Below are 15,057 nucleotides of genomic sequence, written 5' to 3'. Positions count from 1 at the left end.
CTTTGTTTTGATCTTTACTGAGAATTTGTCAAATTTTTAGTAAAGATCAAAAGAGGAGTGAAAATGGTAATAAAAAAAGAGTCTTTAGAAATTTTAGATGAAATTTTAAAATTTGAAAATGAAGCTATTGATATAAAAAATTTAAATAATGATCTAATAAAGGAGTTAAATCTATCTGGAATTATCGAATTTCCAATTCCTTCAAAAATAGCCCTAACATATGAAGGGAAAATAGTTGTAGATATATATAAAAGAGTTAAAGAAAAAATAGATTTTAACAAGTTCAAAGAAGGTTTTAGATGGGTAGGAAGCGAGATAATAGCTATGATAGATATGGCTATTAAAAATAAAAACACTACCACAAAAATAACATATGATGAATTATCAATTAGAGGTTTTGCCGATGAAAATAAAAAATTAACCCAAGAAGCTATAGATCTATATGAAGCTTTTAAAATTTTGAAGCCCCAATTATCAATAGATGCAAATCTTGCAGAATATATAAGAAAATCTCCAACGGGTCCAACAGATATACACTATCTTCCAATAGAAGGAAACAATAAAGATCTTCTTGAGGCTATGAGAATAATAGCATATTCTATTCCAAAAGGAGAATATTTCACATTTACAGGACTTGGACAAGCTATTAAGGAGACATTAAATTATTGCGGTTTTGTTCAAGAGGGTAGTGTAATTGATATACCAATTTTAGAAGATATAGCAAAAGTTTTTGATGGTGAAAAGATAGAGCAAGAGGCTCTTTTAAATCTTGAAGCTTTAGGTTTTATAGAAAATGGCGACACTCTAACTTACGGGGGAGAAAAAGCTTTAGATGTTTATAAAATTTTTAAAGAGGAGTATCAAGAAAAAATCTTAAAAAGTTTTGCACTTGAAAAAGAAGAGATAGAAACATTAAAAACTATTCAACATATATTGGAAGAAAAAAGTATAAATAACCCTAAAGAACTCCCAACACTAGATAAAATAAAAAAAGAGCTAATAGATAGAAAAGTTAAAGAGTATAAAAAAATTTTAAATATTTATGGAAGAAATCTTGATGAAATGCCTCTAAAAAGAAAAGAGATAGCCAAAAAATTTAGTGAAACAAAAGATAATATAAAATGGTTTGAAGAAAATTTTGATCTAAAAGAGTATCTATATAGTTTGGAAGCCTTTGGTTTGATAAATGAGGGAGTCGATAAAAGCGGTAAAAGCATATATTTTGTTACAGATGATGGCAAAAAAGTTATCGATGATCAAATAGATGAAAGACCTATCCATTCTTGGAGCGTAAAAACATTAACATTATCAAACAAGATCTTTTCATCACCAAACGGAGAGTGGATAAAAGAAGCAAGAAAAGAGAGGATTTTAGGAACCTTTGAGCCAAGCAAATCTGGATTATTATATGAAGAGCTGGCACAAAAACCAAAACTTCCTTTTATTATCAGATACGAAATGGATATATTCAAAACTATACCAGAAAATGGTGCATCTTGCGAAGATATTCTTGAAGGAAAAGATAATAATGAAAAAATAAAAATTATAGAAGCTTTAGATAAATTGGAAGCTAAAGGTTTTATTGAGATTTTGGCTGATGGACATATAATAGAAACAGAATATGGAAAATTAATGGATGATGCTCTAAGCGGAGTTCCAGAAGGGTTTGGAGCTCCGGTAAATCCAACAATATATAAAGTTGTTAAAGCTATTGCGGAAGTTGGTAGTATGTATGTAAAAGAGCAAAAGGTAAGAATTTTGCCAAAAAACATTCAAGAAGCCATAAAAAGAAGCGGCTTAAGTAAAGAGAGTTTTGATAAAGCTTATATTGCTGCTAAAGAAGCGAAATTTCTTGGAAGAAACAGCGTAAATGAGGCAGGATTAAAGATGTTAAAAGCTGTAGAGATTTTAAATAAATAAGCGGATCTTATCCGCTTATAATATTCCAAGTTGTAATTTTGCTTCATCGCTCATTTTTGATTTGTCCCAAGGTGGCTCAAAAACTAAATTTACTTCCAAATCTTCAATCTCATCTATTTTGTTTCTTATATTTTTAACAAGTTCTACGATAGATTCTGCAGCAGGACAAAAAGCGCTAGTTAAAGTCATATCTATTTTGCAGATAGCACCTTCTTTGCCCTCTTTACAATCAATACCATAAATTAGACCAAGATCGTATATATTTACCGGAATTTCCGGATCATATATCTTTTTTAACTCTTCAATGATTTTCTCTTTAACTTTTTCCAAATCCAATATAACTCCTTATTTTTGTTCTTCTTTGCATTTTTTTGCAAAAGAGTAAATTCTATTTAAAAACGCTTCCATGCTTTGAAGTCTTGTGGGACTAAGAATTTTATCAAATCCAAGCTCATAAAGTTTTTTTGGATCAAAACTTAATATCTCATCGGGAGTTCTATTGTTAAATATTTTTAAAAGCAAAGGTATCATACCTTTTGCCAAAGATGAGCTACCTTCTACCCTAAAATAAACTCTACCATCTTTACACTCTTCAACCATCCAAGCGGGAGATGAACACCCTTTTATTAAGGTTTTATCGTTTTTCTCTTCAGGCTTTAACCTCATTTCATTTTGTTTTCCAAGCTCTATAATATACTCAACTATCGCTTCGCTATCTCCCAAAAGCTCAAAATCCTCTTTAATCTCGGCTAAAACTTCATCCATGCTTTTCATTTTTTTCCTTTATACAATATCTAATTTGTATCTCTATTATAAATATCTTCAAATCTTTTATAAATATCGCTCTTTTTATCTTCTTCTTTAATACTCTCAATAATCTCGTTCATAAATCCAAGAACTATCATTTTTCTAGCCTCTTTTTCTTCAATACCCCTTGTTCTTATATAAAATATCTCTTCTGGATCTATCTGCCCCGTTGTTGATCCATGGCTTGCTTCTAATTCATCTATATAGATCTCAAGCTGAGGTTTAGAGACCATATAGGCTTTATCATTTAAAAGGATCGATTTGTTATTTTGATGTGCGCTTGCGCCTTTAGCGCTATTTTCTACTTTTATTAAGGCATCAAAAATCGCTGTTGATCTATCTTTTAATACATGCCTTGCCTCTTGGTTGGAAGTTGCGTTTTCTTTTAAATGATTTATTTTTATAACGTTTGATCTAACTGCTTCATTATCTGTATATACCAAATGTTTTGCTTCGCATCTGCTATTTTGAAATAGATCTATTTTTGTATTATGGCTTATTTTTCCCTCACCTATATCAAAGGTTTTATATACAAATTCACATCTATCATTTACCAAAATATTATGAGAAGCAACCATATCATAACTTTTTTCGAACTCGTCTTGAACTCTTACATATTCCAAAAAGCCATCATCTATAAATATATCCCACCCGTAAAATATCAAAGAGTTCTTTAGCTCATATTCAAAATCTTCATAAATGGCTACTTTTGCTCCATTTTTAATATTTAGACTTATTCTATAAGGAAGCAAAACATTATCAACGGTAAATTTATGTTTTATATTTAAAATAGAATCTTTCGTAACCGTTATATTTATAACCTTTGAAGATAATATATGGTTTATATAATATATCTGATCAAAATGGTTTTTATCAAGATCTATCTCATCTAAAATATCTATCTTTATATCTTTTGGAGCGCCAACAACGCTTCCGTCAAGTATCAAAATATTTTCATCCTCTTTTATTTGGTCTTTTTTGGTCTCATAAATATCTAACTCTTTTGATAAAAGATATGAAACGTTAAAATATCTATAATGTTCCGTTTTTTTAAAATCAAGCCCAAGAGAACTAAGAGCAACGGCGCTTTCGCTTCTTATTTTGTCGCTTTTGGCAAAATTTAACAAAGATGAAAGCTCGGTTTTTGATAAAGCTATCTTTTTCATTTTGCTTCCTCAATAATTTTATACCCTTCTTCTTCAAGAGCTTTAACCAGCTCAATATCTCCGGTTTTTACAACTTTCCCATCCATCATTACATGCACGAAATCCGGTTTTACATAATCTAAAATTCTTGAATAGTGGGTAATTATCAAAAATGTTTTATCGCTTGATTTAATTTTGTTTATCCCTTCGCTTACCGCTTTTAGCGCGTCAATATCCAAACCAGAATCTATCTCGTCCAAAATAATTAGATCAGGACCTAGCATAAGCATCTGCAAAATCTCGTTTCTCTTTTTCTCTCCGCCGCTAAAGCCAACATTTAAACTTCTATTTAGCATCTCCGGTTTCATCCCAAGCAAAGAGGCGTATTCTCTTGCCATCTTTAAAAACTGAGCCGGATTTAGAGGCTCTTTACCCTCAAACTCCCTTTTTGCATTAACAGCCGTTCTCAAAAAGTAAGCGTTTGTTACTCCAGGAACCTCAACGGGATTTTGAAAACTCATAAAAATGCCTCTTAGAGCTCTCTCTTCTGGAGCCATATCCAAAATCGACTCCCCTTTATATATGATATCTCCATCAGTTACCTCAACATCATAATGACCAACTATAGTTTTTGACAAAGTAGATTTTCCAGCCCCGTTTGGACCCATAATGGCGTGAACTTTTCCTTTTTGCAAATTTAAATCAACACCTTTTAATATCTCTTTCTCACCGATTTTTGCTTTTAAATTTTTAATTTCCATCATCATCCTACACTTCCTTCCAATGTTAAATTTAATAGATCTTTTGCTTCTGCCGCAAACTCCATAGGTAAATTTGCCAATACTTCTTTACAAAATCCATGAACGATCATACTCACCGCATCCTCTTCGCTAATACCTCTTTGTCTTAGATAAAAAAGCTGCTCTTCGCTTATCTTGCTCGTTGTAGCCTCATGTTCGATTGAGGCTGTTGAGTTTTTAGACTCAAGATAAGGAAAAGTATGAGCCCCACATCTATCCCCTATAAGTAAAGAGTCACATTCGCTATAGTTTCTAGCACCCTTTGCAGAAGCTTGAATTTTCACAAGCCCTCTATAGCTATTTTGGCCCTTCATCGCCGAAATCCCCTTTGAAATAATAGTAGAAGAGGTATTTTTTCCTATATGTATCATTTTTGTTCCGGTATCGGCTTGTTGAGCCTTTGTAGTAATAGCCACCGAATAAAACTCACCTACTGAATTGTCCCCTTTTAAGATACAGCTTGGATATTTCCATGTGATTGCCGAACCGGTCTCTACCTGAGTCCAAGAGATTTTTGAGTTTTTACCGGCACACAATCCTCTTTTTGTAACAAAGTTATATATACCTCCAACTCCGTTTTCATCGCCTGGATACCAGTTTTGAATAGTGGAGTATTTGATCTCGGCGTTATCTAAAGCTATAAGTTCCACAACTGCTGCGTGTAGCTGATTTTCATCTCTCATAGGCGCAGAACACCCTTCATTATAACTAACATAACTTCCTTCATCTGCAATTATTAACGTTCTTTCAAACTGCCCGGTATTTTGAGCATTTATTCTAAAATAGGTAGATAACTCCAAAGGACATCTAACACCTTTTGGCACATAAACAAAAGTTCCGTCCGTAAACACAGCCGAATTAAGCGCGGCAAAAAAGTTATCGCTCATAGGAACTACGCTAAACATATATTTTTGAACAAGCTCTGGATAATCTCTAATAGCTTCGCTAATGGAGCAAAAGATTATCCCCATCTCTTTGAGCTTATCTTTAAAGGTCGTAGCTACACTTACGCTATCAAAAACGGCATCAACCGCAACGCCGGCTAAAGCCTTTTGCTCTTCAAGAGGGATTCCAAGCTTTTCATAAGCCCTTAAGATCTCAGGATCAACCTCGTCCAAACTTTTTGGTTTCTTCTTTGGAGCCGCATAATAACTAATAGACTGATAATCTATAGGCTCATATTTTAAATGTGCCCAATGAGGCTCTTCCATCTTTTGCCAGATATGAAAAGCTTGGAGCCTCATATTTGTCATCCAGTCTGGCTCACCCTTTTTTTTGGATAAAAAAACGATAATATCTTCGTTCAATCCAGGAGGCGCAGTCTCTTCTTCTATATCTACGCTAAATCCAAGCTCATACTCTTTTGATACTATTTCATCAATTTTTTTCTCTTCACTACTCACTACTTACCCCTTTAAATATAATCTGGCTTAATATAACTTAAATAGGATAAAATTTCTCTTAATTAAAAATTTAATAGTTTTATCGCCAAATTTGCAGCAATAATTAGAAGCAAAACTCCTATTATTTTTCTAATCTGCAAGGAAGATAGATGAAAATGGCTTATTTTATTTCCTATATATCCGCCTATTATAGCGGCGATTGCTGTAATAAACAAAAGAGTAAAATCGATCTTTACAAAAGTAGCATAAGTAAAAAAAGCACCCAAAGTAGAAAAAGGTATAACAAAACTAACAGCATAGCTTATCTTTTTTGAATCCCACCCAAGCATTATAAGAAGGGGCAAGATCAATGACCCACCTCCAACACCTATTAGACCAGAAAGTATCCCAACAAAAAAGCCTATAGGATAAAAGAGCCATCTTTTAGTATATTTAAATTTTTGCTTCTTTTTACCAAAAAGGAGCATAAAAGAGCTAAAAAGCAAAAATAAAACCAATATCCCCCTTACAAAATCTTCTTCAACAAATCTACTCGCATATGCTCCCATAGGAGTTGATATCATTATAGAAACTACCAAAGGGATGGCAAATCCAATATCCAGCGATTTTCTGAGTATATTCATAAAACTTGCGGTTATAGTAGATGCAGAATTTATAAAAAGTCCGATCGCCTTAGCAAGATTTAATGGCATTCCCATCATATCAAATATAGGAACAAGTGCGGCAGCGGATCCAAGACCTCCTAATGCAAAAAAAGTCGAAATTAAAAGAGTTATAAAAAAATATGCTATATAATCCATTTTAAAAGGGTATTAAAAAAGTGTTTAAAAAAAGATAATCTTTTGATATGATATGAAAAAAAAGGAGAAAAAAATGGCTCATCATAAACATCATGAAAAACTTGAAGCTCTAAAAGAGGCTATAGAAAAAAATCCAAAACTAACACAGCAGGAAAAATCAAACGCTATTGCCCATATAGAGGAGTGGTATAAAGAAGATAAGGCTCAAGGAATCTTTTTAGAAGAGTTAAAAGAAAAACTTCTTGAAATTAGCAAAAATATAGAGCCGATTTTGGCTGAACTCGGTTTTATATAAAATTTTTACTTTTTAAAAATATGTTCTATTTTTCTCTTTTTAGATAAAATCCTCTAAAAAACGGAGGATTTTATGAAAAAGATAGTTTTATCTGTAGCAATATTAGCGATTATTATCGCAGGAGTATTTATAGCTATAAAATCAAAAGATAGTTATGATCCTACAAAATTTTATATTAACGCTCAAAATGGTATAAATATAGGCTCGGCGATTGATTTTAAACTTCCAGATCAGTTTAATAAATCCCACTCATTAAACGAAGATACAAAGATCTTAATACTTGTTTTTGCAAAAGATACGGCTCATACGGTAAAAGAGTTCTTAAAAAAACAGCCAAAAGGATTTTTAGAAAGCAAAAAAGCTATTTTTATAGCCGATATTTCACCTATGCCCGTTATTATAAGAAATACTTTTGCTATGCCTGATCTTCAAAAAAGCAATTATTCAATCTTATTAATATATGATAAAAATCTTGCTTCAAAACTCAAAAACGAAAAAAACGCAGATAAAATTACGATCGTTTATCTCAATAACAAAAAAATCGAGGATATAAAATATATAACAACCAAAAAAGAGTTAGAAGATATCTTAAAATAGATGAAAAAGATCTATATTTTAAGCGGAGCGGGATTAAGTAAAGAAAGCGGCATAGATACCTTTAGAGAAGAGGGCGGAGTTTGGGATAAATATGATATAAAAAAAGTATGTTCCATAGAGGGATGGGAAGAGGATAGGGAGTTTGTAACAAAATTTTATGACAAAAGAAGGGTTGAGCTTAAAAAATATAAACCAAACAGAGCCCACTACTTCTTTGCCGCTTTGGAAAAAAGATATAAAGACAAAATATATCATCTAACACAAAACGTAGACGACCTTTTAGAAAGAGCCGGATGTAAAAATGTTATACATCTTCACGGAACTTTAACGGATCTTAGATGCGAAGATTGTTTTAATGTTTTTTATATAGGCTACCAAGAACAAAAAGATAAAATCTGCCCCTTTTGCGGCTCCAAAAAAGTAAGACACAATGTAGTAATGTTTGGGGAAGTTGCAATAAATTATAAATATTTATATACCCTTGCAAAAAAAGCAGATATCTTCATAGCGATAGGAACGAGCGGAAAAGTTATAGATATAGTGGATCTATCAAAAGAGTTTGAAACTTCCATACTAATTAATCCCAATAGAGAAAAATATATAACAATCTTTGGAGAACATGAAGAGTATATAGATAGTTTTTTTGATATTTTTATCCAAAAAGAGGCTACCAAAGCAATTTGGGAGTTAAAAAAGATATTAAATTTGATCTAAATTAACATTTTTTTTACAAAAATCCATTATACTAAATAAAAAATTGTTAGGAAAAAATTATGAAAAAAATTTTTTTATTTTCTTTAATGATCTCTTTTATATTGGCAGATAGTTCCGCAAAAGCACTTTTTGATATCTATTGTAAATCATGCCATATAACCACAAAGCCAGTTAATAAAAATTCTTTAAAAGCCCCTCCTATAATGGGGGTTATGTTTCATGTTAAAGAGGTTTACCCAAACAAAAAAGAAGCCATAAAATTTATCGTCGATTATGTAAAAGCTCCCTCTTTTGAAAAAGCTTTATGTTCCTCTGTTAAAAGATTTGGTTTAATGCCGGCTATTAATATTTCTGATAGAAAATTAAAGAAAATAGCTAAATATATCTATGAAAATTTTCCGCCAAAAGGTTTTAAACATCCTCAAAACAAAAAAGTAAAATGAAAATTATCCTAACTCTTTTTTTATTACTTAACTTTTCTGCGGCACTAACATTAAAAGAATCGATAAATTTAGCTTTGAAAAATAGCCCATTGCTTGAGAGCAAAAGGCTCTTGGCTAAAGCCAAATCACATCAAAAAAGAGCAGTTTATTTAAAAAGTTTTGGAAAAATATCGATTGAAGGCTCTTATAGCCGATATAACATTCCTCACACCCTAAAACCCCTAACTCCACCCATTGATCCAAATATCACTATATCAAAAGATATCTATTCTTTAGGCGCCACTTATAAGGTATATCTATTTAGAGGCTTTTTGGATCTAATCACGATAGATATAGCTAAATTGTCTAAAAAGGAAGAAGATATATCTTATACGTTATCTAAAGAAGAACTAATTTATAACATTAAGGCTTTATATTTTAAAGGATTGTCCCTCAAAAAAGAGCTATATTATCTCAACTCTTATAAAAAAGCTCTTGAAGCTCTTAATAAAAAAATAAATAATGAGTTTAAACTCGGTAAAAAAGCATATATAGACGTTTTAAAAATAAAAAGTTCCCTTTTAGAAGCAAAAAGCAAGATAGTTTACGTTCAAAATTTCATAAAATCCGTTAAAAACGAACTTGCCTTAACGATAGGCATAAAAAAATTTAACGAATTTAAAGAAGATATAGAGTATTTGAAAAAAAGCAAATATCCGCCGCTAATAATCAAAAAAGCAAATATTAATCTAAAAAAAGCCCAAAAAGAGATAAAAAAAGCAAAAGCTTTATACTATCCAAAAATAGCTTTTCAAAGCTATTACGGGAAAAATTTTGCAAACTCCGAAGAAGAAGAGATTTGGCAAAGCTCTTTTTTAATTAGTTACAATATCTTTGATTTCGGATATAAAAGCGAGCAGTTGCAAAAGAGTAAAATATTAAAACTTTCTGCGGAAAAAAAATTATTGGATACAAAAAATAGATTGAAAATCAAAATCGATGAGACGAAATTACAGATCGAATCTTTAAAAGAAAAACTCAAATCCTTAAAAGCAAATCTAAAATACCTAAAAAAGATAAAAGAGGCAGAAAAGATCAAATATGAAAATCAATCAAGCGATATAAGCGACTATTTAAGTGCATTAGCAAAATACGAACATGCCAAAAGCGATATCGAAAAAACCAAATACGATATATACACCAAATTGGCTTATCTAAACTATTTAAAGGCTGACGGAAGATGAAAAAACTACTAATATCCATTTTATTAATAGCTGCAATAATCGGGGCAGGGTATATAGTGGCAGAAAAAAAAGCGCAAATAGACTCTTTGCCTACTCCAAAGATAAATCCAATCACGATAAAAATAGAAAAACCAAAACCTATGCAAATCGATCAAACTATTGATTTTATAGGCAAATACTACTCTTTGGATAGAGCCTTGATAGCAACCAAATTTGCCGGTTTTATAAAAAAGATATATGTTAAAGAGGGCGATACCGTAAAAAAAGGAGAACCTCTTATAAAAGTCGACGATAGCGAATTAGAGCTTGCGATAAAAAGTTTAAAAAATAAAATAGTCTCCCTAAACTTCGAAATAAACTCTAAGGAGACTGAAGTAAAATCGGCATTATACGAAGCAAAAGTTTATAAAAAAATTTTTCAAAGAGACCAAAAATTATTTAAAGCCGGAGTATTGGCAAAAGAGAAATTAGAGATATCAAAAACCATCTATCTAAACAAGTTGGCAAAAGCAAAATTGGCCCAATCGGCCTTAAAATCAAAAATAAAATCTTTAGATAATTTAAAACTTGAATTAAAAAACAAAATCAAACTAATGGATTATGTCTATATAAAATCCCCTTTTAACGCAACGATAGAAAAGATATATATAAAAGAAGGAAGTTTTGCTCCGGTTGGAAAGCAGATCATGTCGATACTTTCTAATAACTGGTGCGTAGATATTGAGTTTAACGAAAAAATAGAAAAAGAGTCGATAGCTTTAATAAATGGGGAAAAATATAGTTTAGAAATATTACCTTATTCAAAAAACGGATTAAAAGTTGCAAGAGTAAAAACAAAAAAACTCTCCTATCCGAACAACTCTTTTATTGAGATAAAAATTATTCAAAAAAGTAAAAAAGGTTTTGCTTTACCTATTTCTTCATTATACGAAAAAGACAATCAATATTTTGTTTTTATATATAAAAATAAAAGATTTTATCCAAAAAAAATCGAAATATTAGCTCAAAACAAAAAATATTTTATACCAAAACCCTCTATTAAAGAGTGGGTAGCTGTGGGCTCAAACGATAAACTTTCAAAACTTTTTTTCACAAAAAACACAAAGGTGATAAGTGAATAACAATTTCATAGATAAAATCTTAAAAAGACCATATACCATTATATCTTTTTTAGGTATATTTTTATTTTTGGGAATTTACGGTTACAATTTTTTAGATAGAAAACTTTTCCCAGATTCAAACAGACCGGAAATCGCGGTTGTTGTAGTTTGGCCTGGAGCCGGCGCAAAAGATATAGCTTCAAACGTGGCTGTTATTATAGAAAAAGAGCTTTATACTCTTGATAAAGTAAGAAGAGTTTATTCAAATACGATAGACGAAGTAAGCGTAATTAGGGCAGAATTTGAATATGAAAAAGATATCGACTCTGCTGCAAATGAAGTTTCAACCTCCTTAACAAAAATAAAGTCCCTCCTTCCTAAAAGCATAGAGGAGCCCCAAATTTATAAAATCACAGCGGCAACACCTCCTATAATCACCATCGGCGTAAGCTCAAAAACTCCAGATCAAGACTTATCATCATTAAGAGAGCTTTTGGAAAACCAAATAAAAAATGAACTTTTAATGGTAAAAGGGGTGGCAAACGTAGAAGTTTTTGGAGGATATAAAAAAGAGATCATCATAAAAATCGATAAAAACAAAATAGACAAATTAAATTTATCATTATCAAAAATTTTAAAAACTTTACAAGATAACGACAAAGATTACGCAATAGGTTTTTTAGACGTAGATAGGGGAAGGTTTCTTATAAAAAGCAAAAATAAAAAAAAGAGTATCGAAGAAATAAAAAATATTTTTATCGCAAATAATATATATCTCAAAGATATCGCTCAAATATTTTATTCCCATTATGAAAATAGTGCCCTATATTACGGAAACGGTAAAAAATCGATAGCTCTATCGGTTCAAAGAGGTATTGACGCGGACGTCGTAAAAACAATACAAAATGTTGAAAAAAAGATCGAAAAACTAAAACTAAAATACCAAAATTTAAGCTTTCAAATTACCGATACGCAACAAGACACTATAATTTTAAGTATTAAAAATATGTTCGAATCTTTAAGAGACGCCATATTAATGTCAACTATCGTCGCTTTTTTCTTTCTGGCGTCCTTTAGGCAAGTATTAGTAGTTTTATTTACTATACCGCTTGTTTACGCATCTACCGTAAGCGGAATGTATCTACTAGATATAGAGTTTAGTGTAGTAACCTTAACGGCTATTATTTTGGCTTTAGGACTGCTACTTGATGATGCGGTCGTAGTAATGGAAAATATAGAAAGACATTATAAAGAGTTAAACAAGCCTATAGAAAAAGCGGTTTTAGAAGGAACAAAAGAGATAATGTTTGCTGATCTTTCAGGCACGATCACAACTATGGCGGCACTTTTTCCTATAATGTTTGTGGGGGACTATCCACAAACAATCTTTAGACCCTTAGTTTCCACTCTTTTAATAGCACTAGCAGCATCTTATATTATTTCAATTACGACGGTTCCTTTACTTAGTTTAAAATTTTTGGCTATAAAAAATAGATATATTCTCGCTTTTGAAAAAAAATTTGAAACTATTAGCAACTCTTTTAACAATTTTGCGAGAGATTTTTTTAAAAAACTTGCTCTATTGGCTATGGAAAGTAAAAAAGTATCTTTTTTATATTTTTCTATTTTGATATTTTTATTCGTTATATCGGCAAAAATAATAATGCCGATCGTAGGCCAGGAGCTAATGCCTCCTATGGATACAGGAATAATTATGATAGAAGTTAAAATGGATAGTAATTTACCAATTGCAAAAAGCGAAGAGACTTTGAAAAAAATTAATAAAATTCTTTATAAAAGCGATAAACTCCTAAGAGTTAGCGCGTCTATAGGAAGTGAACCCGGAGTTTTAAGCATAGGAAGCGGAAGTTCTATAGACACCATCTCCATTACCGCCTCTTACGTAGATAGATTTAGTAGAAAAAAGAGTATCTGGGAAATTGAGGAAGAATTAAGAAAAGAGATCTCAAAACTTCCCAATATAAAATATTTTACCGTTTTTGATTACGGAGCCACGGCTCTTTCTTCTATCAGAGGAAATATCGACGTTATGCTAAGTGCAGAGGATTTTAACTCTTTAAAAAACGCTTCTGATAAAATATATGAAGTTATGCTAAATACCAAAGGTTTAACAAATATAGCAAAATCCTGGGAAATGGATAAAATAGTATATGAATACGAAATAGACGAAAAAAGAGCAAAATTATACAATATCTCGGTAAAGGATATAGCCGATCAGTTAAAATTTTATCTAAAAGGCGCTTTTGTAGCTTCAAAATCCGTAAATAATTCTCAAGATATAAAAATAAGAATATGGGGAGACAACAAAAAAGAGTTAAAAAATTTTCTTATCGATACTCCTAAAGGAAAAATACCATTAAACTATTTTATAAAAATCAAAAAAAAGATCGAACCAAGCTCCATTACAAGAGAAGAGTTAAAATATACCATAAATATCTACGGTTTTAGGGAAAAAGCGGCAATTAGCCATATAATGGAAAATTTTAACAACGAATTTAAAAAAATATCCCTAAACAACGTATCCCTAAAACAGACCGGAGATATAGCTCAATTTGAAGATTCCGCAAAAAGAATGATAAAAGCCGTTGTTTTCGGCGTTTTGCTAATTTTTATAGTTCTGGTTCCTATGTTTAACTCTTTTAGAGCTCCTCTTTTAATAATATTTTCCATTCCCCTAACTTTAATAGGAGCAGCATGGATACTGCTTTTATTAGATTATCATACCTCAATGCCAGCGATGATGGGTTTTATTCTTTTAAGCGGTATAATAGTAAACAACGCAATCCTTTTAATAGAATTTGCGCTAAATAAAATAAAAAAAGGACTAACTCCAAAAGATGCGATGATAGAAAGCATCCATATAAGAACAAGACCCGTCTTAATGACCGCGTTTGCAACAACCGCGGGTATGATCCCCGTTGCTTTTGGATGGGCCGTGGGACTTGAAAGATTGGCTCCGTTAGGCGCTGTCGCTATCGGCGGACTAATAGTTGGGACATTTTTGACTTTGGTTTTCATACCTATCGTTTTTAGCTGGATATATAGAAGATAATCTATAAAATTGAGGTGGCAAATGGATGCTATAAAACAGCAGCAAAATGAGTTAAATGATTTTTTTATGTATATGGAATTATCCAAACTTCAAAAAGATACAAAAAATAGAAAAATTCTCCAAGATATCGCTTTGCAGGAAAAAGAGCATTATGAGTTTTGGAAAAGCATAACGGGTAAAGAGTTAAAACCTCAAAAATTGTTAATTATGTTTTATATATTTTTAGCAAAAATCTTTGGCCTCTCTTTTGTTTTGAAATATCTCGAAAAAAAAGAGCAAAAAGCTCAAGAGTTTTATAAAAAGCTGATCTTAAAATATCCAAAAGCCAAAAAAATTTATGATGAAGAAAAAATTCATGAGATAAAACTATTAGATATGCTAAATGATCAAAAACTATTATACGCTGGTGCTATCGTGCTGGGTATGAACGACGCTCTTGTTGAGTTAACGGGAACATTAACGGGAGTCGCCTTAGCCTTTGATAACTCTAAATATGTTGGTATTACCGGTATTATCATGGGAATTGCCGCTTCCTTATCAATGGCCGCAAGCGCATATTTAGAATCAAAAGAGAATAAAACAAAAAATGTCAATCCCAAAAAATATGCGCTATATACCGCTATTTCATATATTCTTACCACATTTATTTTAGTCTTTCCCTTCTTTTTATTTGAAAAAGCAAAAGAGGCTTTGATATTGATGTTTTTGGGAGCTATATTTTCTATAATTATTTATAA

15 protein-coding genes are annotated in these 15,057 nt (G+C 31.3%); 9 read left to right on the top strand and 6 right to left on the bottom strand.

Features of this window, described 5'->3' with window-relative positions; all coding sequences use genetic code 11:
- Positions 1-63: 63 nt before the first annotated feature.
- Positions 64-1,920: a DUF505 domain-containing protein gene (locus AC30RD_RS00075; protein ID WP_489492066.1), complete on the top strand. Its 1,857-nt coding sequence runs from the start codon at positions 64-66 to the stop codon at positions 1,918-1,920.
- 15 nt (positions 1,921-1,935) lie between these two features.
- On the opposite strand, the gene AC30RD_RS00070 is transcribed toward AC30RD_RS00075, so the two are convergent.
- From AC30RD_RS00070 to AC30RD_RS00045, 6 genes are all read right to left on the bottom strand, one after another.
- Positions 1,936-2,256, bottom strand: coding sequence for an iron-sulfur cluster assembly protein (locus AC30RD_RS00070; protein ID WP_489492065.1), 321 nt, complete (start codon positions 2,254-2,256; stop codon positions 1,936-1,938).
- 9 nt (positions 2,257-2,265) lie between these two features.
- Complete coding sequence (locus AC30RD_RS00065; protein ID WP_489492064.1) at positions 2,266-2,694, bottom strand: SufE family protein; 429 nt, start codon at positions 2,692-2,694, stop codon at positions 2,266-2,268.
- A 20-nt stretch (positions 2,695-2,714) separates the two neighbouring features.
- Entirely contained in the window at positions 2,715-3,893 is a 1,179-nt protein-coding gene (locus AC30RD_RS00060) for a SufB/SufD family protein (RefSeq protein WP_489492063.1), read from the bottom strand.
- Entirely contained in the window at positions 3,890-4,636 is a 747-nt protein-coding gene (gene sufC, locus AC30RD_RS00055) for a Fe-S cluster assembly ATPase SufC (RefSeq protein ID WP_489492098.1), read from the bottom strand. Before sufC ends, AC30RD_RS00060 begins: the two co-directional genes overlap by 4 nt.
- Positions 4,636-6,075 carry a Fe-S cluster assembly protein SufB gene (gene sufB / locus AC30RD_RS00050; protein ID WP_489492062.1) on the bottom strand — a complete coding sequence of 480 codons (1,440 nt, stop codon included), beginning with the start codon at positions 6,073-6,075 and terminating at the stop codon, positions 4,636-4,638. The genes sufC and sufB overlap by 1 nt, the downstream gene beginning before the upstream one ends.
- A 62-nt stretch (positions 6,076-6,137) precedes the next feature.
- Complete coding sequence (locus AC30RD_RS00045; RefSeq protein WP_489492061.1) at positions 6,138-6,875, bottom strand: sulfite exporter TauE/SafE family protein; 738 nt, start codon at positions 6,873-6,875, stop codon at positions 6,138-6,140.
- Positions 6,876-6,948: 73 nt separating this feature from the next.
- On the opposite strand from AC30RD_RS00045, the gene AC30RD_RS00040 reads away from it, so the two are divergent.
- The 8 genes from AC30RD_RS00040 to AC30RD_RS00005 form a co-directional block, all read left to right on the top strand.
- Entirely contained in the window at positions 6,949-7,170 is a 222-nt protein-coding gene (locus tag AC30RD_RS00040) for a hypothetical protein (RefSeq protein ID WP_489492060.1), read from the top strand.
- Between the two features lie 72 nt (positions 7,171-7,242).
- A complete protein-coding gene (locus tag AC30RD_RS00035) occupies positions 7,243-7,767 on the top strand; it encodes a hypothetical protein (RefSeq protein ID WP_489492058.1) in 525 nt (174 codons plus the stop codon).
- On the top strand, positions 7,768-8,481 hold the full coding sequence (locus tag AC30RD_RS00030) for an SIR2 family NAD-dependent protein deacylase (RefSeq protein ID WP_489492057.1): 714 nt from the start codon (positions 7,768-7,770) through the stop codon (positions 8,479-8,481). It abuts the gene before it with no gap.
- A 59-nt stretch (positions 8,482-8,540) separates the two neighbouring features.
- Positions 8,541-8,924: a hypothetical protein gene (locus tag AC30RD_RS00025; protein WP_489492056.1), complete on the top strand. Its 384-nt coding sequence runs from the start codon at positions 8,541-8,543 to the stop codon at positions 8,922-8,924.
- Positions 8,921-10,147: a TolC family protein gene (locus AC30RD_RS00020; RefSeq protein ID WP_489492055.1), complete on the top strand. Its 1,227-nt coding sequence runs from the start codon at positions 8,921-8,923 to the stop codon at positions 10,145-10,147. The genes AC30RD_RS00025 and AC30RD_RS00020 overlap by 4 nt, the downstream gene beginning before the upstream one ends.
- Positions 10,144-11,268, top strand: coding sequence for an efflux RND transporter periplasmic adaptor subunit (locus tag AC30RD_RS00015; RefSeq protein WP_489492054.1), 1,125 nt, complete (start codon positions 10,144-10,146; stop codon positions 11,266-11,268). Before AC30RD_RS00020 ends, AC30RD_RS00015 begins: the two co-directional genes overlap by 4 nt.
- Positions 11,261-14,320, top strand: a complete 3,060-nt coding sequence (locus tag AC30RD_RS00010) for an efflux RND transporter permease subunit (protein ID WP_489492053.1) — start codon at positions 11,261-11,263, stop codon at positions 14,318-14,320. The genes AC30RD_RS00015 and AC30RD_RS00010 overlap by 8 nt, the downstream gene beginning before the upstream one ends.
- A gap of 21 nt (positions 14,321-14,341) precedes the next feature.
- A partial coding sequence (locus AC30RD_RS00005; protein ID WP_489492052.1) for a VIT1/CCC1 transporter family protein occupies positions 14,342-15,057 on the top strand: 716 nt, incomplete at its 3' end.

This window comes from Nitrosophilus sp. (assembly GCF_982775275.1).
Note: the sequence above shows the minus strand (reverse complement) of the source record. Positions and strands in the feature narration are given on the sequence as shown.